This window comes from Embleya sp. NPDC020630, assembly GCF_044334985.1.
Lineage (GTDB): Bacteria > Actinomycetota > Actinomycetes > Streptomycetales > Streptomycetaceae > Embleya.
In genome coordinates this window covers 1-22,373 of record NZ_JBIRUB010000046.1, presented here as the reverse complement: position 1 = coordinate 22,373, position 22,373 = coordinate 1, and the positions used below count along the sequence as shown (strand labels likewise).

The window sequence follows — 22,373 nt, the reverse complement described above, 5'->3', positions numbered from 1 at the left end:
TGGATCTCGCCATGCAGTCCCCGCGGACGTTGGCGATGACGGCGGCGCGGATGTCCGGGCGCCACGTGGGGGCGCTCCAGGAGGGGCCACCGGTCGCCGGGGCGGTAACGGGGCGCCCTGGGGGCGTTCGCGGAGCTTGCCGATGCCGCCCTTGACGGTGGTCTTGATCGCGGACAACACGATCGCGCGAGGCGGATCGGCCTGCTTGTGGTGCTCCATTACCGTCAGGAACGCGGCGTCGTCCAGTTGAGGGATGACGCCGAGGTCGGCCGTCGTGGCCAGGTAGGCATCGTGCAGGCGGGCGCACCAGGGATCCAGGTAGGGGCCGTGGTCCGAACGAATCCACACCTCGAACGGGTCCACCCGCGCGCCGAGTTCGATCGCGTGGGCGACGGTGCGGGTGACGACCCGGCCCGGCCGGCCGGAGCGACGCCAGTGGCGGTGAACGGGGACGGCAGACTGGGGTCCAGGTCGAGAGGGACGGCTGTGCCGAATCACCCGAAGGCGTGAGTCGCGGGTCAACCGATCGGCCCGTATCGAGGGCGCACGGAAGGGGCGCGACCCGCGCGTCCACCGGCACCACGTCCACGCGCTCCCGGATTCGAAACGCTCGCGGGCGGACCGAGCCCGGACTGGCGGACCGGCGATCGTGCGCTGCTCGCCGCAGCGGCTTCAGCGAAGTGGCGGGTGAACCGGGACGCCACACATCGGAGCGTAGAAGCGGCAGTCGGCACGTCAACGAAACGGGCCGGGATCCTCGCCATCCCTCGTGGCCGCGCCGCCACCGTCCGGGTGGCGAGGCCACGAGGGCGGAGGACAGCGGGGCGGAGGGCGTGGTCTTGGTTGTCGGGTTGGCGATGGGTGTCCTACGAGTGGTCGCAGACATGGGAACGGGGGCGACTTGCGGGGGTCGCCGGGGTGTGTGGACATCCGCCCACGGCACCGACCGGTTCCTGACGGAAGCCGACGTAGTTCGCACCGGACCCGGCTGGACCGCAGCCCTGCTCGCGTGGCGCCTGGGCGACGAGAACGTCGTCTCGGTCGAGATCGACCCCGCGCTCGCGGCCGGAGCCCGTGCCGCCCACGCCCGGCTGGGCCTCGCGCCGACGGTGATCACCGGCGACGGCACGCTCGGCGCCCCCGACCGCGCGCCCTTCGACCGGGTGCACGCCACCGCCGCGTTCACCGATCGGGTCCCCTACGCGTGGATCAAACAGGCCCGCCCAGGCGCGGTGATCGTCGCGCCCTGGTCGCCGGGCTTCGGCGCCGGCGCCCTCCTGCGCCTGGTCGTCGCCGACGACGGCACGGCGTTCGGGAAATTCGTGCGCAGCGTGGCGTTCATGGAGCAGCGCGGCCAACGCGACGATGCTGCGGGCGGGTTCGAGGCGGTGCGCGAGGCCGAGCCGGCCACGGGCGAGGCGGAGGTCGAGTGGGTGTTGGAGTCGCTGCACCGAGACGGGAACTTCACCCATGCCGTCGCGCTGCACCTGCCCGACGTGCGGCTTCGCACGCTCGGGGGCGGGACGGTGTGGCAACTGTGGGACCGGGAGCGTTCCTGGGCGCTGGTCGACGACCGTCCCGAGATCGGCAAGGCCGTCCACGGCGGGCCCGGACGGTTGTGGGACGAGGTCGACACCGCACTGCAATGGCAGGACGAACACCGCATCCACGGCTACGACTTCGGCATCACCGTCGAACCCGACCGGCAGTGGGCCTGGGCGCAACGGCCCCAACGGCGCTGGGAGATGTAACCGCCGGCACTCGGGTGCGGACGGCCACCGATTCCGGGCCCGCGTCGCGCAGCGGGCGGTGGACACCGGACCGCGGAGCGGTTGGCGCGGGCCAGGACGGCGATGGCCTTGACCCGGTCGGAGTTATCCGGGGCGCGCCGTAGGCGGTGTCCGTCGCGTTGGATGATCCGCGCGAGATCGGCCGAGTCGCCCTTGTCGGACTTCCTGCGGGTGTTGGACGGGGAGTTGCGGTAGCGGGCGGCCATCGCCGGATTGATCGGCACGACCGGCTGCCCGGATCGGGTGAGGGCTTCGACGAGCAACCTGTCGGCACGCTCGATGCCGATGGGGATACTGCGTCGCTGGTGACGGACCGACCGCAGGACCCGCAGCAGGATCTCGGCGACACCGGCGGGGCCGTTCTCGACGGTGGCGTGCGCCACGACGATGCCGTCCCGGTCCACCACGGCGATGTCGTGCGTGTCCTGAGCCCAGTCGATCCCGGCCAAGTACGTGGGTCCGACCTTCTTGGTCACGGTGGCGAAGTCCTTTTCGGCCGGGGCCTGGAGCCGTTGTGGGTGTCGGGGGCGGAGGGGCTCTTTCACAGCCGCGGACTCGTGGCCCGGGATCGCTACAGGCATGGCTCCGCCCCCTTTGGTCGGCATCGGAGTACCGAACGGATAAAAGATAGACTTTCTACCAACAGGGTCTGGCGACGGGTCGCCCCGCGCTGCGAGATGATGACGAGCACACGGTGATACATCCGGTGGAACTCTGAGAGGAGACGGACGAAATGCGCAGCGGCGGTGACGATCCTCCCTTCCGCTACGTGGAGTCCGGCGAGTGGCCGGACGTCGTCCTTCGCCCGGACACGCCATTGAGCGCGTACGCCGGGCTGGTTCTGGCCCGGCGGCTGGCAACGGCGCTCAAAATCGTGGACTGGTCGGCCAACGGCGTGGCGGTGCGAGCGGGCCTTTCCGCGCCGGCGGTTCGCAGCGTCATCGCCGGGGAGACGGCCATCACGTTGCCGACGCTCATCCGCTTGGAGAGCGCGCTTCAGGCCCGGCTGTATCCCATGGACCTGCTCGACGTGTCGGCGGTGGACCTGTACGGCGTCGACCTGGAGGCGCGCTTCCCCGCGACCCAAGGTCTGTTCCCCACAGGGGGGCCGGGGGCCTGACCCGTCGGACCGCAGGCAACGGCAACGGCGGAGTGTGCGCCTACTGCCGCTTGAGCCTGTTCTCCGGACGCTCGAACCACGGGATCTGATCCACGTCGTCACCCGTGATCGTGACGGTCAGCCCGAACCGGCCCACGTCGGGCTTCCCGGCGTCGCTCCAACGGCGGTAGGCGGTCTGGACTTCGCTCCACAAGTCTCGGGGACCGGCCTGGAGCGCCTGGGGCGTGTACCCGTCACCGAAGGCCGCCACCGCTATAGAGTCCCCCGCGCCGACGTCCCTGCCGTACAGCCACAGGTTGACGCTCTCGTCGTCTTCGAGGCGTCGCGGGACGCAGTCCGGAACGTGGAGCCCGATGACGAACTCGACCGGGTCGTAGAGGGTTCCGGTGATGTCGGCGACGTCGATGTCGGGTGTGGACTCGCGCGCCGAGTCGATCCACTGGTCGGGGAAGGATGTCCGCGGCCATGTGGCGCGCTGGTCCCGGAGCTTCATGAATGCGAGCGGGTCGGTGAAACGGCCGCTCGCGCGCCGGGGGTCGTGGACGGTGAGCACGGTGGTCCAGTCGGCGGCGGCGTAGTAGGTGCCCCAGGGCATGACGACGAGACCGCCGGGCCGGGTCTGTTCGATCCATGCCCGAGGGGTGTGGCGTACGCCGGCGGTGACGTGGACGCGGTCGTACGGTCCCCGGTCGGGGTGGCCGAGGGCGCCGTCGCCGGTGATGACGGTGACGTCGGCGTGGCCGGCCTGGGCGAGGTTCTTCCGGGCCTGTTCGGCGACTTCGGGGTCGACCTCGATCGTGGTGACGCGGCAGCCGCGCACGGCCAGGAGGGCGGCGGTGTATCCGGTGCCGGTACCCACCTCGAGGACGCTTTCACCGCCGCGGATGTCGAGGGCGTCGAGCATGCGGGCGACCGCGGCGGGTGCGGACGCGGACGAGGTCGGGTTGTTCCCGGGGTCGGCGCCGCTGTGGTCGCCGTCGTCCCACTGGGTAACGAGCGCCAGGTCCTCGTCGGCGGCCCGGTCCCATGCTTGGCGTCCGTGTTCGCCGGTGGCGTTGCGGTCGATGGCCGGGGTGTAGCCGCTGTCGCTGTGCCAGGCCCAGAAGCGGGCGGGGAGAAAGTCGGCGCGGTGGACCGTGGCGAAGGCGTTTTCCCAGCCTTGCGGGAGAGCGCCCGCGTCCGCGAGGAGGCGGGCGATCCCCGTCGTCACTTGTCGTCCTTGCGATGGGTGCCGGGGCCTGCCGGGGTGGAGCCGTCGGGGTGGTCGTTCGGTCCGCTCGGCGTGGGCTGCGGATTCGCGGGTTTGATCGGCGCCTTGCCGCCGCTGTGGTCGCCCATGCAGTCCTCCCTGGGTAGTTCGCCCCGGCCCGGGGACGGAGCGTGTCGTCGCGTGGGGTCCTTGCGGATGCGGCCTGGTGTGCGTGGGAGTTTGTCTCTCGCAACGTACGGGCGACACACGCGGGCGTCAATCACGATCAGCTAGGTCTATGGAACCCAACGTCATCACAAGATGCTCGACGAACCCAGACGACACCGACCCGGGTCGCCGGCGAGGCACCATCGGGAACAACAAGGGAGATCGCGCCGTGCACGTCGAACCCGGCGACCGCCCCGTGTACGGCGCGACGGGGCCACCCGGGTACGGATCGGCACGGCCGAGCACGCCCGGTTCGGGTTGGACGGCGCATCCGCCCGCGCGTACATCCGGGACGCTCCGCTCACATGGTCGGACCCGGTGCACGTCGACTCCCACCCCGTCGAGCTCACAAACCGCCTGGGCCGGTCGAGCGAGTCGTCTCCCGCAACGGGTGGACGGCTGCGCTAGAAGATGCCGACGGACCCGTGGCGCGCGAGGACTTCGCGCAGCCGGCGGGCGTGAACGGCCGGCAGGCGGAGCAGCGTGCGTTCGAATGTTCCCCGGTCGGCTCGGAAGGGGCCGTTGGGCAGCAACGGGGGCTGTTCGTCCCGGAGGACGTGCCGGGGGACGCGGCCCGAGGCGGGGATCGGGGTGTGTGGCCGGGGGGAGGTCAGCCATTGCCACACGCCCAGGGGCAGGGGTACCGGGTACGCGGACGCGGCCCGCCTGGTGGGAGTCCAGGCACGGCCGGTCTGCGGATGGACCGGTACGAGGACGATCCCGCTCCCGTCGGGGGCGGGGTGGCCAGGTCCGGCCAGGACCGCGCACCGCGCCGGCGGGCCCGCGGGCAACACGGTGTCGAGCGCGCGTCGGAACATGTCGGCGGTCAGACCGTCCGGGACCCTCACCGGACGTCCTTCGGACGCCACCAACAGGTAGGCGAGGGCCCGGCCGGCCGCCGCCTCCCACTGCGGACTCCACGACCAGTAGTGGTTCGAGCCGAACCGTCGGCCTCCCCACGTGGCGATCGGCGCGACCGGGGACGTGCCCTCGCTCTTTTCGGTCAACTCTTCCCAGGACGACGGCGCGGGATCGACCCCGACGCGGACACGGCGCACGGCATGCGCGTCGAGCCACACCGCCTGCCACAGCGAACAGTCGTCGATCCTGGTGGCCACGGGAAGGCCACATGCCGTGCAGACCAGGTTGGGGCCGTCCGCACCGTCGACACCACAGCAGGCACCGCCGCGCATGTCGGGGATCAGCCGGGTTCCACGGATGTCGCCCGGCGCGATGACGACGTCGCCGCACTCCGCGCCTGGGAGGGCATCGGCCGGCACACGAGGCTCGTCCTGTGTGCGCCGTGGTCGTCCCCAGGGGTCGGGGTCCAGGGCGAACGTCCCCGGTTCCATGAGCACCGGAAGCTGGACACCGTTGCCGTATACCTGGCGGGCGTGGACCGGAAGGCATACTCGGGACAACGCAACGGTCAACTCGGCATCGCATCCCGCGCAGACGAAAACGAACAAAGGCCCTCCGTAGGGGAATCGGCCGCATTCGCACTTCGGGGCGGGCCGGCCAACGAGATTTCGTCGTCCCCATGTCGCGATCGCCCACATGCGCCGGCGCGAGCGTGGTGGTGGCGGGCACCCCGGCGAACGCGCCGTCGGGAAAGGGCGTGCGCGAGCGCACGGCTCCGGATCCGGAGTCCAGGAGGGCGCGGTCCGACGTGGTGACGGGAACCCGGAGGCGGCGGCGCACCCTCCTTGGGGGTGTCCTCGGTCGAGCGATCTTCCCGGCGCCGGCCGGTTCCTCTCCTTCACGTCACCGCCCCGGGAGGGTGTTTCGTGCGGATCGGCGGCTGCGCCTTCGATGTCGAAGGCAGCGGTGCCGCCGAGGGGAGAATCCCTGCCGCGGTCGTTGTCTGCTTCCGAACCGGGCCCGACTGCGAATCCGGCGCGCCGCGCGAGGGACCGACGGCGCGCGTTCGTGGCCTGGAAGCCTGCGGAGCGGGTCGCGGTCACCGCGATACCAAAGACGTATCAGGCCCGGCGCGCTCAACCTTCTCTGTCGGGGTGCCGCCGTTCAGGATCTTCTGGCCATTCCGCCCGAGATCAGGATGTGGGACGTTTCCAGGTCCTGCGGGGCGATGGGGGTGGTGGGGCGCCACAGCGCGGTGGAGACCACTCCGGGGTGGACCATCTCCATGCCGTCGAAGTAACTTTCGATCTCCTGCTGTGTCCGGAAGCGTCCACTTCCCAGGCTCTCCTGCATGACGGCTTCCAGGCGGTCGATGCGTGCATCCCCCGGACGCTTGAGGAAGTGGGACAGGAACAGGTAACTGCCGGGTGCCATGGAGGACTTGTACGTCTCGAACCGCTTCGTCTACGCCGGCGGCGAGACCACGTCACGCAGATCATCGGTCGAGACCCGCACTGACCCGCCCCTGCGGACTTCCCGCGTGCGCGAGCGGGTCAGGGTTCCCGGCCGAAGGCGGGCTCCCGGCCGAAGGCGGAGTCTCGGCCCGTGCGGGCGGCTTGCGCGCGACCGCGGGCCGGCGGATCGGGGGTAAGGGACGGCATGACCACACGGGACCAGTCGGTGCTGCCGCCGTTGACCGGCTCCGCGTCGCCGGGGCGCAGCGGCGACGCATGCGCGCAGGCGCCGAAGCCCTTGGCCGCGATGCCGGAGAAGCGGCCCGGCGCGCCGAGATCGCCGTCCCGAATCGCGTCGTGCGCGCGCCAGAAGGCTTCCCGGACGCCCGCGTGGAAGGCGGCGATGCTCCGGGAGACGTCGCCGGCCCGATCGTCCTGCGCATAGCCGGAGTTCTCCTGTCGCAGCTTCTTCAGCGCCGCCACGCGAGAGGCCTTGCCGGCCTCGCGCCACGCGCGGTGCAGGTCCGGATCGGTACGCGCCTGCCGCAGGTGCCGCGGTCCGGTGTCGCCGACCGTCATCCGACCCAGGTCGTAGGCCCACATCGGCGTCAGGCCCGCGACGATGGACGGCGTCGGCAGGGAGAGGGGCGGAACGGTGACCTCCGGCACCCTGCGCGCCGTTCTCGCCACGCCGGGCTCGCGGGCCGTGTGTCCGACAGCCGTGAAGTGCGCGTGGAACTGCCGACGCAGGTCGCCGGCCGAGTCGAAGGCCCGCGTCCCGCCGTGGGCCGCGATGGTGTTGATCCGGGGATCGCGATGTCCGCCGCCGTTCTCCTTGGCCGCGATGATGTCGTCGGCCGCGCGTCCGGAGCCCCGGTAGGCCAGCAGGATCGCATCCTGCACGGGCCGGCCGTTCTCGGTCATGTCCCGGACCCGGTGCGTCGCGTCCTGGACGGTGATGCCGCCGCCGTTGATGAGCACGGTGGCGGATCCCTGTCCTTGCGACAATAGTCGCCCAGCCTGCGCGAGCGCCCAGGACTCGTCTCCGAAGTTCTTGCCCGGGACCAGGAGGATCAGGTCCTGGTCGGGTTGCAGCGGCGCCTTTTCGTTCGGGTCGTAGCGGGTTCCAGGGTAGGCCACCGTGCCCTCGGCGACGACCCCGACGAGCGGGGCGTCGGCCGGCCCGAGCCGCTCGTCGGCGAGCAACCTGCGCTTGGCCCGGCCGACCTCGGCGAGGCAGCCGGAGTCGGTGCCGCCGAAGAACACCGCGGCGCCGAACCTCGCGGCGCTCAGGAGGATTTCCTCGTACACGGCCCGATCCGCATCGGTCGCCGCGCCGGCCCCGGCCGCGCCGCCCACGACGGTGATCACGGGCATCGAGTCGGCCACGACGTCGTACAGGGCAACGCTCAGGTCGGCGTACGAATCGACGGCCCGGACCGGGAACCAGCGGTCCGGGCCCCACCGCCGGGTGGGCGCGGTGAGCAAAGAAGGAGCGTCGGGTTCGCGCGGCGCGGAGGTTTGCACGGTTGTCCCCTGTTTCGGAGGTTCCGATGGTCCCGATCATCTCGATGGCTGCGATGGTCCCGCCGGCCGGTGCTTCCGATGGTTGCGATCGTGACGCGGGGACGCGCGGAACAGTATGCGCGCGCCGCGTGGTCGTTGTCGTGCGATCGGCGGACGTTCGCGGGGATCGCCCCTTCTCCACGCTTTGCGGCCATCTGCCTTGCGGGGCTGGGAGGGTGTGCCGCCGCCCGGTATCTGGCACCTGTTCGGGTTCCGATCAGAGGGTGACCTCGTGTGGTCCCTGGTCGGCCGTCGATTGCAGTGCCTGATTTCGATACCGACTCTCCGGTTCCTCATCCGACGTAACGGGCGCGTGCGTTCGTGTTCGCGTCGTGCCATTCCTGGGGTTCCGTGTCAACAGCCTGAGTCCTCCCTGCTGGCGGCCAGATAATCAAACGCGCGGGCGAGACCGGCCTGCAGCGCGACGAGCGCGCGCAGTACCGGGGCGGCCGTGGCCAGGAGTAGCACACCGACGCCGGTGTTGAATCCGATGTCGGCCGCTCGCGAGGACGCCGAACATCAGGTCCAGCAGCCCCGCGTTTCCGGGGTCGCGCGGGATCGGCCACGACCACAGGGCGTAGAGCACCTCGCCCACACCGCCGACGGTCCAGGTCAGCGCGATACGAAAGCTCACCACCCGTAGCGGGAACGCCGCCACCATGTGCGTCAGATCGCGCCAGGACTGCGTCTCGCGCAACGCCGCAACCATCCCTTGATCCCGGTGCCGGTCGGCGGGCGGTACCCGTGCGGCGGCAGCACGCGACCGGTGACCGCTTCCACCCGCCTGCGCTCGACTGCGGCGACCCAGCGCGCGCCGGCCAGGGTCGCCATCAGCACGGGAAGCCCGAGAAGGACCAAGGAGCCCACCGCGCCGATCGCACACCCGGCCACCGCGACCGTGAACGCGGCCGCGCCGATGGGGAATCCGGACAGCAGATAGGCCAGTCGGCGGCCGAATCGGCCGACGGTATCGGCGGTGTCCGGCCCGTGGGGTGGTGACGTCGTTTCGATCATGACCACAAACTTTCCGTCCCCTTTGACCGCGCCCAGCCGGCAAGCCCCGTCCAGAGAGTAGGGCACACCCCCACACAGGCAGGGGCCACGGACAGGCGAACGCCGATCATCTCGAGCTCGTCGACGACATCCACAACGCGCACGTCGACACCGGGAAGGCAAGAGATCCACGTCGCACCCACCGAGGAACAGATCAAGAGCTCCCCCGGAGTTCGAGAAGGACAAGCACCTTCGCCAACGCGATCACCGCGCCCGAACCGGCGCCTGCAACATCGCACCCGACTGCGGCTCGAACAGCGCGGAACGGCAAAGGAAACGGATATCCGATTCCCTCCGGGAGCCACTCGTTCGGCAACGATCGTGGATCCTGTTCGGCGTCCCGACTCTGCGTGCCTCGTTCCCCGCGCCGTGCTCCCCGGGTTGCGAGACAGCGCTGCCTGCGCTCGCCGGATCCGTGCCCGAGGCCCGACTGCGCTCGCTCGCAGTCGCCTTCTCCACGACACTCCCCGTCGGCTGACCGTCGCTGCCGGGCCCGTCGAGAAACCGGGTCCGGCGCGGGAGGAGATCGAGCGGGGCGCTTGGGTCGGTCTGCTCGTGCCCGGGGCCGCGTGCCCCGGACGCCTGCCGGCGGTCGGGGCACGCGGCGATTGGGCTCGCCGGTCAGGGGTTCGGCAAGGTCACCGGCCGGTTCGGGAACGGCCGTACGGACGACGGAACGAGATCTCCTGCACAACCGGTCGAGGTCGACGCCTTCACCGGTGCCGTCGGCAGGGTCGAAAGCGCGTCTGTCGTTCGCCTGGGATCAGTACATCGCCCAGGTAAGCTGCTGCCGGTTGTTCTGCCACTGCTGTACTCGGGCGCCGTTGTAGGTCGCCCCGCCGTCGACCTCGAGATATTTGCCACTGGCGTTCTGGATTTTGACGAAGTCCTCCGCGATCGGGCTGATCCTCCAGAGCGAGCCGGGTTGCCCCTTGCAGTCCCACTGCTGGGCCCGAGCGCCGTTGTACGTCGAGGAGTTCTCGATCTCGAGGCACTTTCCGCTGTTGCTGTTGCGGATCTCGTAGTACCCGCTACCGACGGACCGCGAATACCAGTAGGACCCCCGCTGCCCCGCACACGACCAGATCTGCGCCCGGGCGCCGTTGGCCGTGGACGAGTTCTCGATCTCCAGGCACATGCCGTAGTTCCAGCCGATGTTCCCGGCCCTGGGTGCGCCCGCATGAGCGGGAATCGTACCCGCGGTGAGGACGAGCGTCGCGGCCGCGCCCAGTGTCCCGACGATGCTCTTGATCTTCAACACTGACTCCTGGTCTTGATCTTCAACACTGACTCCCAACTTCGAGGACACCGAAGCTGCCTGACGTCGGTCGCGGGGGTCTTCCTCTCGGGTGCCTGCATGTCCTCCGCATCGGCGCCCCCACCCCTCCGCGGGTTCGGCTCGACGACCGGGCAGCCGCGCGAGGCCCGTCCCCCGTACAGATCCCGGCTGGCCTCTTCCTCGGTGTCCGGGTCGTGGACCGCATCGACGCAGACGTCGGGTTCCACCCACACGCGGCGAATCCTCCTGATCGGCACCATCCCCCGAACCCGCCCGCTCCGAATGCGCACCCCCGACCGCGTTCGCGGATCGACGTCGAACACGGTGTGACCCGCGCGCCCGAACGCACCGCGCGCACCGTGCGCATCGCCGCGCCGACGGGTCGCGAACAACCACCGCCCTGACGGACCGTCGGCCGAACAGGCTCTCAAACAGCCCCTGACCAGCTCCGATGAAGAAGTCCAACCGGCGTATTAGAAGCTCACCCCGCGTGTGGTGTGTCGGGGGCTCGCATTGCTCCGGCCGCGCGCCTGTACCTGTTCACGGGGGCGGCCGGCTTCGTGTCCCCCGCGCGAGCCCAGCAGATCCCGGGCCATCCGCGCGGACGCGGCTTTGCCGCTGATCACGGCAGGGAAACCCTGCTTGATCGCATCCAGCGCCGAGCGGGAGGGAGCTTGGGGGACTCCCGGCGCCCACACCTGCGCCGGGGTGGCCGAGCCGTGCGCGGGCCCGCTCAACGGCCCGACGACAGCGGCCTCCGGGGCGGCGACTCTCTTTTCCCCACGACGCCTCTTGTCCGCCGCCGCCCTCTTTTCGTCGGCGGCCTTTTTGTTCGCTTCCTGTTTTTCTTTGCGCGCTTGGTCACGTGCTTTTACCTTCGCTATCTGTTCTTTCTGTATTCTGTCTTTTTCCGCTTTCCGCTCCTGTCGTGAAGGTTTGCGCGAGGAGCCATCGAGATTCTTGCTGCCGGCATTATTGCCGACTTCGGTGGCCCGCTTATCCGCCTCATGGGCATCTCGTGACGAGTTGACTGCGCTGCGGCCGAGCGACTCGGACCGCGTCTGACCCGGGTCCTCCGGATGGCGAGCACGAGTGATCGCCTCCCTGTGTCGTCGGGCCTCGGCCGCGCTGACCCCCTTGGCAAGCCGCTCGCGATCCTCCCGCTGCTGCCTTTCGCCTGCGGATTCCTTATTCCCAAACAACCCCATGGGTCCCCTCCACGCTGGTTTCGAGATTACGCATCGGAATTATCTTTTCCCGAGATCTACGTACACGCAATCGAAACGCGGTGCGGTGCGCGCCCAGATCGAGGGGCACACGATCGCGGCGTTTCTCAGATTTCCCGGTTGATCCCGCCCGACCTCGTCTCCAGATGCACGTCGGCGTACTTGGGCAATGGCTTGGGGCTGTGGGTCGCTGTCGGGGCGAGACGCGGCGCCCGTGCCGGGTTGTCGACCGAGGCATGTTTGGGTATGCCCGTCGCGGACTTGAGTTGCAGGGCAAGGTTCGTGAGCTAGGGCATCCCCAGCGCGGCCAAGGCGACGGCTCGCGTGGTGGCGACGGACAATCGATTCGCCTGTTCGCGTGCGCCGTGGATGCCGGAGAACAACCCGGGGCGCAGCGCGCTGGGCGGCGGGTACTCGAACTCGCGCCACAGAGCGGTAAGTTCCTGGGCGGCCTCCTGCTCGTCGGCGAAGTGGCCGTGGCCCGGGCGGGCCACATGCAGCAATGTCTTGGTCAACGTCGTCATGAGTTGCCAGGTCAGGTCATGGGCGGCCCGGCTGTGAATGCGCGGATCGTCCGAGGCGCCGATGACGATGGTGAGTTCGGGCATCTCGATGCCCGGGTCGAGGTAGTTCCACGACGCCATGGAAATCGAGGTCGTCGCCTCGAATTCGTAGCCGACCGGATTGTCTCCCGCCAAGATTTGCCACGGGTCGTGGTCGGGCCTGCGCAGTGTTGCGCTCCTCACCGCCTTGGCGCGCTGCGCCACCGCACGCAGCATGATCAGCGGGCCTGAGGACTGCGCACTCGCGTGGATCGCGCCGGGTTCGGCGATGCCTTGGTCGATGATGTGGTCGATGCCGGCGACCACGTCCATGACGGCGCCGAACTGGTTGAGGCGCACGCCGTCCCGGAAGTGCTCGTAACCTTCGGTCCCGGTGCCCCTCCCCTCGTTTATCCACAGGCGCCCGCCGCCGGCAAAGTGCGTGCTGTGCACGTGGTTGGACAGTTTGCTGGAGTTGTTGCCCACGAAGTAGTTCGAGTAGGAGGTGAACATCAGCGGACCGGCGCCCCGGGCATCGGCGTGTTCGACCAGGAACCCGCGCACCGCGGTCGTCTTGTCGGGGGCGAGAAAACTGTGCCGGGAAACCCTGGCACCGGCAAGGACCACATCCGCGACGGTGCTCTCTCGTGGAACCTCCTCCGCAGGTCCCGCGCCGTGCGGCGTGAGTGGAATGTGAAAGGTGCGGGGCTCGACACGATGGACGAGTGCTCGAACTCCACGACTGGCGTCCCATCGCGTTCCGTGCCGGCGGTCATCGCGGTGATCTGGCCGAACACCCCCGCTTCCGGGTTGCCGTCAGGGCCGTACACGGGCGGAAGCCCGAGGTGCTCCATGGGCACCGACGTGCCACATCCCGTCGTCGGATCGAGCAGTTGGACCTCCGCGGCGCCATGCCGCGTTCGGCTGATCGCCAACAGTGGATCCCGGCCCGGGCCCCGGTCGACGGCCACGACCTCGCGGACGACGCTTTCCCCGTCATCGGGAACAATGTCGAGCCACTCCTCGGGTGGCACGCGTTCTCTGTCGAGATCCAGGGGCACCTCGGCTATGCGCCCGCGCGGATACTTCGCACTCCAACTGACGACGATCAGCCGGTTGTCCGGGGTGACCAGGGCATTGCCCAGGGTCGCATCGGCGTACGTGAGCAAAACGGTCCGGCGGGAGCTGTCGTAGGGGTCGAAGGCTTCCAACCTGTTCTCGCTGCCGTGGGGCCCCCGGTTGCTGCTCACGACCGCCCACGCGCGCTCGGCTCCGCGTAGCGCGTTCCCGCTTCCCACCACCGAGCGTAGGACGGAGTGCTCCCCGAGGTCGCCCTCCAGATGCAGTAGTTCACTCGTCCCGGCCGTCGGATCGAAGCGCCGCACACCGTGCCGGGCTCCGGGGCCGCCGACCCACACGAAAGCCCCCGGGTGCAGCCAGGCCACCCCCGGATAGTCCGCGCGTGTGATAGTGGCCGTCACCTCGCCGGTACGGGTGTCCACGACCGTCAGCATCGCGCCGGACTCGTCTCCCGACGCCTGGGACGAGTACACGAGATGTCGCCCGTGTCGCGGCTCCAACGAAAAACCGTTCGGATACACGCGCGGGAACACGATGTTCGGATCATGGTTCTCGACCAGCACCACCTCGAGGCCATCCCCGTGCCGGGCGACGATCTGCCGACCGGGCAGGTCCGGGTGCTTACGCACGAACACCTCGACATCACCGGCGCGGATCGACGGGCGGCGCTCGGCGTACCGGGCCTGCGCCCGCGCCAAATCCCGGAAATCCCGCGCGAGTTCGTCATCCCCGACCGCCTCGTCGAACGCGTGCCCGGCCGCCCTCGCCGCCTCGATCTTCTCCTCGGTCACCGACTCCCGTGCCCGCAGCACCCGAACACCTTGGGCGAGGCCGCGGTTTTCCCTCCCTCTCAACAGGTCCGCGAGCAGCGGATCGGGGATCCGCATATCGCGTGCGAACTCGTGCATGGCCCGCTCGGCTTCGGCCAAGGCCGTGCGGTGCCCCAACCGTTCCACGTGGCGCCCGAACCCGGCAAACGCCCGCGTTTCCGCCTCCAGCCACACCCGGGCCGCCTCGCGGAACCTCAGGAAGTGGCGGATGACGGAGTAGTGGATGTCCTGATCCTCCACATGGCCACGGACCAACGATTCACGGACCGCATCGACGCGAGCCTCGGGCAAGCCTTCGGCCACAAGGTTCCCGACGTCGATGTCGGCGCGGCGCTCCGCCTCCAAGACGACTGTGGCGCAATGGCGTTGGTTTCCCCACAGCCCGAACCAGAGACGCAGCGCCGCCCGCTCGGCATCGAGATCTCCCGGCAACTTTCCATCCCATCCGTGTCGTGGCGAGGGCGACGAGGGCAAACCCGACGGGACCCTGTCCGAGCAAGAAGCGGCACACGAGCAGCCTCGACCACTTCGTTCAAGCCGTCGCCCCCGACGGCATTGCCGACGAGGTCCGGGCCGTCCGAAGCGATGCAGCGCGTCGCGCGTGGGGTGAGCGTGCGAGGTGATGGGCCATAGGCGGCGGCCCACGGGTGGCCGCTTCGGTGCACTCGGCCGGGTCCACCACTGCCGGCCGGCCGGCAGTGCCGTAGTCGGGGCGCGCGAGGACGACGTCCGTGGCGCTGGGATCGACTTCGGCGGAGGGTGGTTGACTTGGCGCGTGACGGTCCACTTGCCGAATGCTTCGTCCCGGCATCGACATTCACGCGGAAGGCGTCCCACCCGTCGAGCCGCGATGCCTTGTCGCCGGGGCAGTTGTGGGTCACGGCAGTCCCGAACGGTTGCGCCACCGTCGGGCGGGCCCGAGGGTCACGACACAGTCGGCGTCCTCGAAGCCATCTGCTCAGCAAGGTTCTCCGGTGATGATCCACAGGTGGTCGAACGGGTCACGGATGCGGCCCGAGCGCTTCCCGTAGGGGCGGTTCTCGATTGTGACGACCACCTCGGCGCCGTGGGCCGTCATCCGTTCGGCGACCTCGTCCGGGTTGTCGACTTCGATCTCCAGCAGGATCGGGGAACCGCCCAGATCGGCCGGCGAGACCCACCCCCAGGCCGGAACGACGGGTGAGACCCTGAAGGAGGACCCACCGAGGCGGTGCTCCACGACGGTGGGCCGGCCATCGTCGCCCGGCGCACGGAACACCTCCTCGGCGCCGAGGACCTCCCGGTAGAACGCCGCCGCACGGTCGGGGTCGGACACGATCAGGCGAGGGAGAATCCGGAGTTGCGTCATGCCCCGATCATGAGGCCGGGTGGCGGGTCGAGTCTTGAACATTTGGGAACAGCGCCGGCCCGATCCATGTCAACCGGACGCGGTCGCCTCGCCAGTCGACGCCGGGCGGCTTCGAAACGGACCAGAGGCCGGTACTCCTTCGGCGTCACCCCGAGCTCCGCGCGAACCCTGCCGCCCAGCGGGCGAACAGCCTGGTCAACGCGATGAACCGTTCCGGGTTCGGTAGAGACTCGATTCCATGAAAGCATCGAGTCATGGCACGTCCTTCCTCCTATCCCGTTGAGCTGCGCAAGCGAGCGGTCCGCATGGTCGCCGAGGTCCGTGGCGACTCCCCGAACGGGTCGACCGCGTTCGAGGTGGTCGCCGAGAAGCTCGGCATCGGCTCGACCGAGACGCTTCGCAAGTGGGTCCGTCAGGGCCAGATCGACAGCGGGGTCCGTCCGGGAACGAGCACGGAGGAGTCCGCGCAGATCAAGGCGCTGAGGAAGGAGAACGCCGAACTCAAGCGGGCGAACGTGGGCTTGATTCGGTTTGACGGACACCCTGTCTGAGGGGTTTGCCCCTCTTGGGAGGATCTCCATCATGGAGCGCATGGGGAAGAAGAAGCCACGCCCTCGCCGCTCGTTCACGTCGGAGTTCAAGGCCGAGATCGTCGAGCTGTGCCGGCGCGGTGATCGTTCGGTCGGTCAGGTCGCGAAGGATTTCGATCCGACCGAGACCGCGGTGCGCGACTGGGTCGTGCGAGCCGAGGTCGACGCCGGGGAACGCGAAGGTCTGACCAGCGGCGAACGCGAGGAGTTGGCCGCGTTGCGGCGGGAGAATCAGCGGTTGCGCCAGGACGTGGAAGTCCTCAAGCGGGCCACGGTGCACTCAACCCGTCAGCGCAACAGGGCTTCCAACCTATCGGCGGGTGTGTCGAAGTCGAGAGTCTTGCGGGGGCGGGTGTTGAGCTTCACGGCGATCGTGTCGAGGTCGTCCTGTGTCAGGTGTCCCATGCCGGTGCCCTTGGGCATGTACTGACGCAGCAGGCGGTTTGTGTTCTCGTTGGTGCCGCGCCGCCATGGGCTCTGCGGGTCGGCGGAGTACACGCTGAGTCCGGTCGCGACGGTGACGTCCTTGTGCCCGGCCAGTTCCATGCCGCAGTCCCAGGTGAGGGACTTCCCGAGTTCGGCGGGCGGTTCGAGCATCTTGGCGGAGAGCCGTTTCGTGACGGTGGCCATGTCCCGACCGTCGAGCTGGACCAGGACCGTGAAGCGGGTGGAGCGCTCGACGAGGGTGGCGACCTGCGTCAGGCCGCGTCCGAGAGGAGTCGGGTAGCGGGGACGCATTACTGCGTCCCCGCCCCCTAAGAACCGTGCAAGCAGCTGTTCGCTGCACACGGCTCAAGCAAGCCCAACAGGCTCGCCGGCAGGAGAAGATGCGGAACTCGTCGTCTCGGCGGCTCCGTTCCGCCGATGACATTGGGTGTGGAGGAGACGGATTCGTTGATTGTCCGGCGTGCTCTCGCCTGGAAACGCGATGTGCTGCCTGGAGATCGCCTTGCGGATGGCGACCCGCCACGCTTCCCATTCCTGCGGGCTTTGCGGCGGGTGGTCGGCGTGCAGGAGGAGCCCTTTGCAGATCGGACAGCGACCGTGTTGCGCCTGGAGTAGACGCACGGTCGCGATATCGACTGGTGGGGGTGGTCCCTTGCGGCGCCGTTGAGCCCAATACGACATCAGGGAGGGGTCGTCCGGAGACGCCTTCCCCTTGGCCAACTGGTGCCGGACTATCTTCGTCCAGGAGAACTTGAGGAGGTAGGCGCCGCTGTTGCGGTCGCCGAACACCCATCGGTCCTTCCTGGTCTTGTTGAACCGGCCGAAGTACTTGTCGGATACCCAGTGCCTCGGCTTGTTCGGGTGGCTGTGCTTGGCCCACTTGTAGGCGAGCTTCCACATGTGATTGTCCAGCGACGTGAAGATCTCGCTGGACACCACCGTCCGGTAATAGGCAGACCAACCCCGCACGATCGGGTTGATCTTCTTGAGCACCGCAGCGGCGTTGGCCCCACGCAGGGCCACCATTTCGGTGCCGAGCCGTTCCCGGATCCGTCGTTGGGCCGCTGTGCTCGGTTTGATCAGCAGCTTTCCGTGATAGCGACGGACGTTGAACCCCAGGAAATCGAATCCGCTTTCCTCGTGGACGATGCGTGTCTTTCCGTCGTGAAAGGCGAGACCCCTGGGCTTCAGCCATACGGCCAGTCGTTCCTTGACCTGTTCGGGCTGTTCACGGCTGGTGCACATCGCGACAAGATCGTCTGCGTATCGTACGAGTACGGGGCTGCCGTTTCGTGCACTCCCGGCATCTCTGCCGGTCGTGTGATAGCGAACCCCTGCGGCTTCCTCCATCCCGTGCAGGGCCACGTTGAAGAGCAACGGACTGATCACCCCGCCCTGCGGAGTGCCGGCCTCGGTCGGGGCGAACCGACCGCGATCCACGACCCCGGCCTTCAGCCACTGCCGGACCAGTCCCCGGGCGGGGAAGGTGCCGAGAGCAGCCATGAGCCGGGTGTGGTCGATGCGGTCGAACGCCGCCGTCAGGTCCGCGTCGAGCACCCAAACACGCTGCGGGTTCCTTCCGTTGAGCGTGGAGTAGATGGCCCCGATCGCGTCGTGACAGCCGCGGCCGGGCCGAAAGCCGTACGACTTCGGCTCGAATCGCGCCTCCCACTCGGGTTCCAATGCGCCCAGTGCCACTGCTTGCAGGCACCGGTCGACGATCACCGGAATCCCGAGACCGCGTTTCTTCCGTGTTCCCGGCTTGGGAATGAACACCCGCTTGACGGGCCGGGGGATCCATGGCCGCGCGCGGTGCTGGACCCAGTCGGCCAATGCGGCCTTGGACCCGGGAAGCAGCACCACCTTCCCGTGCTCGGACCGACGTTCTCGATCGGCCCTTGACTTTCCTGGTGGGAAAGTCGGATGCTTTGTTTCCCATCAGGAAAGTGAGGTTCCATCATGACCGACACCGCTCCGGAGCAGGCCCGTGCCGCGTTGGACGCCGTCGACCGCGCCCGGCGCCACGTGGCCGACGAAGTCGGTCTGCCCCGCGGCTACTGGTGGGCGATGGCCGCCGCCTGGGTCGTACTGGGCGTGCTCGGCACCGTATGGCCGTGGCTGGGCGCAACCGCGGCTGCGGCCTTCGGCACCGGTCACGCGATCGTCGCTACGCGCCTGCTCGGCGGACGCCGACGCACCGGCCGAGTGCAGGTCAGCGCGGCCGTCGCCGGGCGCCGCACCCCGCTGGTGGTGATCGGCATGCTGGTCGTGCTCGTCGGCGCCACCATCGCCGCCGCGCTCGCACTGGACGCCGACGGCGCGGAGCACGCCGCCGTCTGGGCCGCGGTCCTGGTCGCCGCCGTCATCGGCTTCGGCGGACCGGACATCCTGAGCGTCGCGCGCCGGTGGGCACGGGCATGACGGCGCCGCGGTTCGACGAACTGATCCACCCCAGCACCCGGTTGACGCTGGTCGCGACGCTGGCCGCCACCGACTGGGCGGAGTTCGCCTACCTCAAGGACAGACTCGGACTCTCCGAATCGGCGCTGTCCAAGCAACTCGCCACCCTCGAAGAGGCCGGATACGCAACCACCGAACGCCGCCCCAGCAACGGTCGCCGCAAAGTACGCGCCCGCCTGACCGACGCCGGCCGGAACGCCTTCGACGGACACGTCGCGGCGCTCCAGGCCATCGTCGCCGGCCCCACAAAACCCACCGAGAGCCCCGCCACCGGCTCCTGACGCGGACACGGCCGTCCATCCGGCGCGCCACCCACCCCACGCACACCCCTCGAACGGCACCGGTCGTACGCAAACCCGAGTCCGGCGGCCGTACGCAGGACAAACCCCGCGACAAACACGAGCGCCCTTCATCCTCGACCCCGCCCTGACCGTCCGGCCCGTCGAGGAGTACCGCGAGCCCACCGACGACGAGTGGCGCGAATTCCGGCAACACCCGGGTCCGTCAGCGTCGTCGCGGCAGCAGCACCCGGGTCCGTCAGCGTCGTCGCGGCACCGGACGCACTGTCCCGGACGAAGGCGTCCGCGCCCTGACCGGGGCCGGACTGTGCGGGCACCGTCCGGACTGAGGGCCGGCGGTCCGTCCAGTCGCGCGGGAGATGCGTATCCCCGTCGACTTCCCGCTCACGCGCTTTGCTCGACGAATACGCCAAGCAAAGCGCGCCCGCCACCGCGAACTGGTCGCCGCGAACGACTTGGACACGCCGGCCGAGGCAACCATCCGCAACGGCCACCTCGACATCCTGCGCGAGACGGTTCGACGGCACCACCGGCAACCCGTCCTGGTTGCGCGAATCGGGCATGCGCGGCGGGACATGCCACCGTTCGCCGGCCGGCGCCCGCGCGACCGGATCCACGACGCGTTCGGTCGCGGCGCCGCGGGACCCCTCGTACTCGCACATCCACAACACCCCGTTCATCGCGCGCACCGGTACGGCGTCACGCAGGTCCACGCGGGCGGTTCCGTAGTCTCCAGAGCGCGGAGCGTGGGCAGGCCCCCGCCGGGTCGTCCGCTTCCACCAAGCCCCCCGCCCGGGAGCAGCCCGCCGAGAGTGCGGCGGCGGCCGAGGCCCGCTACGGCCCCGTCACCTTCGAGGTCGATCTGACGACCGGCGGCATGCGGTACGTCGACCTGGACTCGACCGCACCCGTGGTCACGACGGGCGACGCCAAGAGCAGGGACTTCACGGTCACCACGACCGGCGCGGCCCCGTCCCTGTCCTCCCGTTCCGACATCCTCGCCCCGCTGCCCGCGTCCGGTCCCACGCCCACGGAGGCCCAGTGCGCCAAGGCAGTCGCGGACAGCGGCACCCATCATGTCGAAGCGGCCAAGGGCAGCCGCTTGTGCCTGACGACGACCGAAGGCGGCACGGCCTATCTCAACGTCCTCTCGGCGCCATCGGGCCGCGGCATCGCGAAGTTGACGGTCACCGTCTGGGGGACGTCTGCCGCGTGACGGGCGGACCGCCGCCGCGTCATCACACAGGCCATCGCAGCCGCCGCCTCGATACCGATGCACCGCAGCACGCCGGTGGTCACCAACGACCCACCCCGAGCGGCGATTTCCCTGCCTACCCGTCCGCCGACCGAGCACGGGTCCGGCGAGCGGGCCGAGCGCGAGGCCGCGAAAAAGAGGCCGCGGGCCGAACAAAGAGGGCCGGGTCAGAGCGAAGGAAATGCGCGCTCCCGTCTCCGAGCGGCAGGCGGCCGGGGCCCTCATGCCTGCAGCTTCGACACCGGCGACGGGCGCGCACGGCGCCCGTCGCCCGCATCCGCCCGGCCGGTCAGCACAGGATGAAAATGCTCTTCCAGCCGTGGACGGTCCCGCCGTCCCTCTCGTTGCCTGTCAGGTCGTGGTCGGCCACCCCCCTGCAGTTCTTCTGCTTGTAGACCCTCGCGGTCTGTCCTCCGTACTCGAAGATGTAGGAGCCCGCGTACGGGATGTTGGAGCAGCCGCAGGCGTCGGTTGTCGAGGCGCTGCCGGTGTAGTTCCTTCCCGAGTAGCTCTCGAATCGGCTGGCGAACGCCGTGACCGTGCTCGCCGTGAGCAGCGCGGTCGTCGCGACGGCGACGAAGGCGGTACGTGTACGGCCGTGCTTCCTCATGTCCGCGTCCCTCTCGTGTGGTCGGGCGCGGGCCCTGCGACGCGGGCTGTCCGCCGCCCCGCAGGGGATCCCGCATTCCCCAGAAGACAACGCCCGCAGCCGCACCCGGTAGCCGCCGAACGGGTTGGTCCCGCGTACGCGCGGGACACCACGTCGAGGAGCGTTGCTACGTGGCCGGGCCGGCGCCGGCCGCGGCGTCGAGGGTGACCAGGCTCTTACCGGGCTGCTCGCACTGATCGGAGACGTCCTGGAACTGTCCGACGACGTCCTTTGGGCCATCGATGTCAGCCGAGGCATCGCCGCCCTGTTGTTCGGCCTTCTCTTCGACCACGGCCAACCCATTGCCTACCTCGCCGAGTTCACGGTCAACCGTGCGTCGGGCACCTACCGGGGCGAGGGAAAGTCGGATGCGAAGGACGCCTTCGTCATCGCCGACCAGGCCGGTGTCCACAGCGACTTCGGACTGCTGCGGCCCGGGGACGAAATCGTCGTCGGCCTGCGCATCCTGACCTCCCGGCGCTTGGACGTGCTCTTCGACCGCACCCGGCGGATCAACCGCCTGCGTGCCCAACTGCTCGAAATCTACCCCGCCTTGGAGCGGTCGCTGGACCTCACCAACCACGGACCGCTGATGCTGCTGACGCGGTACCGGACTCCGGTCGCCATACCGCGAAGGCGCCCGGCGCATCGAGACGTGGCTCAGGGATCGCAAGCTCCGCGGCGCCGCCACGCTCGCCAGGACCGCCGTGGAGGCCGCCGAGGCCCAGCGCCGCCCTCATCGAGGCCCGGTTTCGCGAGCATCCACACGCCGAAGTCATCATCAGCCGGCCCGGAATAGGGCCTCGACCCGGTGCCGAGTGCATCGCCGCCACAGGCGGCGACATGGCCTCCTTCGGCACGTCCGACCGCCTGGCCGGCTTCGCCGGTCTCGCGCCGCAACCACGCGACTCCGGCCGCATCAGCGGTAACCTGCGCCGTCCGCGGCGATACCACCGAGGACTGCTGCGGAGCATGTACCTTGCCCCGCGGGTGAGTCTGCGGTCCTTGGTGACGGCGCAGCCGGCCCGGTGTGGTGCCGTACCAGCGGTGGACGGCGCGGCGCAGGGCCCGGGCGTCGCTGAAGCCGGCGCGGGCCGCGATCGTCCG

20 protein-coding genes and 6 pseudogenes are annotated in these 22,373 nt (G+C 69.5%); 8 read left to right on the top strand and 18 right to left on the bottom strand.

Annotation, left to right across the window (positions count from 1 at the left end; translation table 11 throughout):
* Positions 1–920 precede the first annotated feature (920 nt).
* Positions 921–1,751 (top strand): protein-L-isoaspartate(D-aspartate) O-methyltransferase, encoded by an 831-nt coding sequence (locus tag ACH4XV_RS47795; RefSeq protein ID WP_395800807.1) that lies wholly within the window; start codon positions 921–923, stop codon positions 1,749–1,751.
* Here ACH4XV_RS47795 and ACH4XV_RS47790 read toward each other — a convergent pair.
* The gene (locus ACH4XV_RS47790; RefSeq protein WP_395800805.1) at positions 1,673–2,266 is read right to left on the bottom strand and encodes a transposase; all 594 of its coding nucleotides are present in this window, start codon (positions 2,264–2,266) and stop codon (positions 1,673–1,675) included. The two genes, ACH4XV_RS47795 and ACH4XV_RS47790, sit on opposite strands and share 79 nt — an antisense overlap.
* A gap of 257 nt (positions 2,267–2,523) precedes the next feature.
* On the opposite strand from ACH4XV_RS47790, the gene ACH4XV_RS47785 reads away from it, so the two are divergent.
* Positions 2,524–2,910, top strand: coding sequence for a hypothetical protein (locus ACH4XV_RS47785; protein ID WP_395800803.1), 387 nt, complete (start codon positions 2,524–2,526; stop codon positions 2,908–2,910).
* A gap of 40 nt (positions 2,911–2,950) precedes the next feature.
* On the opposite strand, the gene ACH4XV_RS47780 is transcribed toward ACH4XV_RS47785, so the two are convergent.
* The 14 genes and pseudogenes from ACH4XV_RS47780 to ACH4XV_RS47715 form a co-directional block, all read right to left on the bottom strand.
* Positions 2,951–4,120, bottom strand: coding sequence for a methyltransferase domain-containing protein (locus ACH4XV_RS47780; RefSeq protein ID WP_395800801.1), 1,170 nt, complete (start codon positions 4,118–4,120; stop codon positions 2,951–2,953).
* Positions 4,117–4,248, bottom strand: coding sequence for a hypothetical protein (locus ACH4XV_RS47775; protein ID WP_395800799.1), 132 nt, complete (start codon positions 4,246–4,248; stop codon positions 4,117–4,119). The genes ACH4XV_RS47780 and ACH4XV_RS47775 overlap by 4 nt, the downstream gene beginning before the upstream one ends.
* A gap of 483 nt (positions 4,249–4,731) precedes the next feature.
* Complete coding sequence (locus ACH4XV_RS47770) at positions 4,732–5,796, bottom strand: hypothetical protein (protein WP_395800797.1); 1,065 nt, start codon at positions 5,794–5,796, stop codon at positions 4,732–4,734.
* A gap of 556 nt (positions 5,797–6,352) precedes the next feature.
* Positions 6,353–6,625, bottom strand: a pseudogene (locus tag ACH4XV_RS47765) (SAM-dependent methyltransferase); the annotation flags it as partial.
* Positions 6,626–6,741: 116 nt separating this feature from the next.
* Entirely contained in the window at positions 6,742–8,169 is a 1,428-nt protein-coding gene (locus tag ACH4XV_RS47760) for a hypothetical protein (RefSeq protein ID WP_395800795.1), read from the bottom strand.
* A 430-nt stretch (positions 8,170–8,599) separates the two neighbouring features.
* Positions 8,600–9,091 (bottom strand): sensor domain-containing protein, encoded by a 492-nt coding sequence (locus tag ACH4XV_RS47755; protein ID WP_395800793.1) that lies wholly within the window; start codon positions 9,089–9,091, stop codon positions 8,600–8,602.
* Positions 9,037–9,222: pseudogene (locus tag ACH4XV_RS47750) on the bottom strand (hypothetical protein); the annotation flags it as partial. The pseudogene ACH4XV_RS47750 and the gene ACH4XV_RS47755, both read right to left, overlap by 55 nt.
* Positions 9,223–10,024: 802 nt before the next feature.
* Positions 10,025–10,519, bottom strand: coding sequence for an RICIN domain-containing protein (locus ACH4XV_RS47745; RefSeq protein ID WP_395800791.1), 495 nt, complete (start codon positions 10,517–10,519; stop codon positions 10,025–10,027).
* Between the two features lie 494 nt (positions 10,520–11,013).
* The gene (locus ACH4XV_RS47740; RefSeq protein WP_395800789.1) at positions 11,014–11,748 is read right to left on the bottom strand and encodes a hypothetical protein; all 735 of its coding nucleotides are present in this window, start codon (positions 11,746–11,748) and stop codon (positions 11,014–11,016) included.
* 305 nt (positions 11,749–12,053) lie between these two features.
* Positions 12,054–12,821: a hypothetical protein gene (locus ACH4XV_RS47735; RefSeq protein ID WP_395800787.1), complete on the bottom strand. Its 768-nt coding sequence runs from the start codon at positions 12,819–12,821 to the stop codon at positions 12,054–12,056.
* On the bottom strand, positions 12,821–14,650 hold the full coding sequence (locus ACH4XV_RS47730; protein WP_395800785.1) for a hypothetical protein: 1,830 nt from the start codon (positions 14,648–14,650) through the stop codon (positions 12,821–12,823). Before ACH4XV_RS47730 ends, ACH4XV_RS47735 begins: the two co-directional genes overlap by 1 nt.
* 100 nt (positions 14,651–14,750) lie before the next feature.
* Positions 14,751–15,029: a DUF6194 family protein gene (locus tag ACH4XV_RS47725; RefSeq protein WP_395800817.1), complete on the bottom strand. Its 279-nt coding sequence runs from the start codon at positions 15,027–15,029 to the stop codon at positions 14,751–14,753.
* Positions 15,022–15,123, bottom strand: a pseudogene (locus tag ACH4XV_RS47720) (DUF6194 family protein); the annotation flags it as partial. The gene ACH4XV_RS47725 and the pseudogene ACH4XV_RS47720, both read right to left, overlap by 8 nt.
* A gap of 53 nt (positions 15,124–15,176) precedes the next feature.
* Positions 15,177–15,566 carry a VOC family protein gene (locus ACH4XV_RS47715; RefSeq protein WP_395800783.1) on the bottom strand — a complete coding sequence of 130 codons (390 nt, stop codon included), beginning with the start codon at positions 15,564–15,566 and terminating at the stop codon, positions 15,177–15,179.
* 254 nt (positions 15,567–15,820) lie between these two features.
* Here ACH4XV_RS47715 and ACH4XV_RS47710 point away from each other — a divergent pair.
* A pseudogene (locus tag ACH4XV_RS47710) lies at positions 15,821–16,081 on the top strand (transposase); the annotation flags it as partial.
* Between the two features lie 67 nt (positions 16,082–16,148).
* Positions 16,149–16,394 (top strand): annotated as a pseudogene (locus tag ACH4XV_RS47705) (transposase); the annotation flags it as partial.
* A 50-nt stretch (positions 16,395–16,444) separates the two neighbouring features.
* Here ACH4XV_RS47705 and ACH4XV_RS47700 read toward each other — a convergent pair.
* On the bottom strand, positions 16,445–16,894 hold the full coding sequence (locus tag ACH4XV_RS47700) for an IS30 family transposase (protein WP_395800781.1): 450 nt from the start codon (positions 16,892–16,894) through the stop codon (positions 16,445–16,447).
* Positions 16,895–16,948: 54 nt separating this feature from the next.
* Positions 16,949–18,466 carry a reverse transcriptase domain-containing protein gene (locus ACH4XV_RS47695; RefSeq protein WP_395800779.1) on the bottom strand — a complete coding sequence of 506 codons (1,518 nt, stop codon included), beginning with the start codon at positions 18,464–18,466 and terminating at the stop codon, positions 16,949–16,951.
* Between the two features lie 96 nt (positions 18,467–18,562).
* Here ACH4XV_RS47695 and ACH4XV_RS47690 point away from each other — a divergent pair, with 96 nt between their 5' ends.
* The 3 genes from ACH4XV_RS47690 (at position 18,563) to ACH4XV_RS47680 (ending at position 20,578) form a co-directional block, all read left to right on the top strand.
* Positions 18,563–19,024 (top strand): hypothetical protein, encoded by a 462-nt coding sequence (locus ACH4XV_RS47690; RefSeq protein WP_395800777.1) that lies wholly within the window; start codon positions 18,563–18,565, stop codon positions 19,022–19,024.
* Positions 19,021–19,344 (top strand): transcriptional regulator, encoded by a 324-nt coding sequence (locus ACH4XV_RS47685; protein WP_395800775.1) that lies wholly within the window; start codon positions 19,021–19,023, stop codon positions 19,342–19,344. Before ACH4XV_RS47690 ends, ACH4XV_RS47685 begins: the two co-directional genes overlap by 4 nt.
* Positions 19,345–20,239: 895 nt before the next feature.
* Positions 20,240–20,578, top strand: a complete 339-nt coding sequence (locus ACH4XV_RS47680; protein WP_395800773.1) for a hypothetical protein — start codon at positions 20,240–20,242, stop codon at positions 20,576–20,578.
* 328 nt (positions 20,579–20,906) lie between these two features.
* Here ACH4XV_RS47680 and ACH4XV_RS47675 read toward each other — a convergent pair whose 3' ends face one another.
* Positions 20,907–21,227 (bottom strand): MiAMP1 family antimicrobial peptide, encoded by a 321-nt coding sequence (locus tag ACH4XV_RS47675; RefSeq protein ID WP_395800771.1) that lies wholly within the window; start codon positions 21,225–21,227, stop codon positions 20,907–20,909.
* Between the two features lie 163 nt (positions 21,228–21,390).
* On the opposite strand from ACH4XV_RS47675, the pseudogene ACH4XV_RS47670 reads away from it, so the two are divergent.
* A pseudogene (locus ACH4XV_RS47670) lies at positions 21,391–22,271 on the top strand (transposase); the annotation flags it as partial.
* Positions 22,272–22,373: the final 102 nt, after the last annotated feature.

Excerpts from the sequence above, each read along its gene's own strand:
- ACH4XV_RS47675 (WP_395800771.1), bottom strand. The coding sequence starts at position 21,227 with ATGAGGAAGCACGGCCGTACACGTACCGCCTTCGTCGCCGTCGCGACG.
- ACH4XV_RS47735 (WP_395800787.1), bottom strand. The coding sequence starts at position 12,821 with ATGTTCACCTCCTACTCGAACTACTTCGTGGGCAACAACTCCAGCAAA.
- ACH4XV_RS47715 (WP_395800783.1), bottom strand. The coding sequence starts at position 15,566 with ATGACGCAACTCCGGATTCTCCCTCGCCTGATCGTGTCCGACCCCGAC.
- ACH4XV_RS47690 (WP_395800777.1), top strand. The coding sequence starts at position 18,563 with ATGACCGACACCGCTCCGGAGCAGGCCCGTGCCGCGTTGGACGCCGTC.
- ACH4XV_RS47775 (WP_395800799.1), bottom strand. The coding sequence starts at position 4,248 with ATGGGCGACCACAGCGGCGGCAAGGCGCCGATCAAACCCGCGAATCCG.
- ACH4XV_RS47785 (WP_395800803.1), top strand. The coding sequence starts at position 2,524 with ATGCGCAGCGGCGGTGACGATCCTCCCTTCCGCTACGTGGAGTCCGGC.
- ACH4XV_RS47685 (WP_395800775.1), top strand. The coding sequence starts at position 19,021 with ATGACGGCGCCGCGGTTCGACGAACTGATCCACCCCAGCACCCGGTTG.
- ACH4XV_RS47700 (WP_395800781.1), bottom strand. The coding sequence starts at position 16,894 with ATGCGTCCCCGCTACCCGACTCCTCTCGGACGCGGCCTGACGCAGGTC.
- ACH4XV_RS47740 (WP_395800789.1), bottom strand. The coding sequence starts at position 11,748 with ATGGGGTTGTTTGGGAATAAGGAATCCGCAGGCGAAAGGCAGCAGCGG.
- ACH4XV_RS47725 (WP_395800817.1), bottom strand. The coding sequence starts at position 15,029 with ATGCCGGGACGAAGCATTCGGCAAGTGGACCGTCACGCGCCAAGTCAA.
- ACH4XV_RS47680 (WP_395800773.1), top strand. The coding sequence starts at position 20,240 with ATGCGGTACGTCGACCTGGACTCGACCGCACCCGTGGTCACGACGGGC.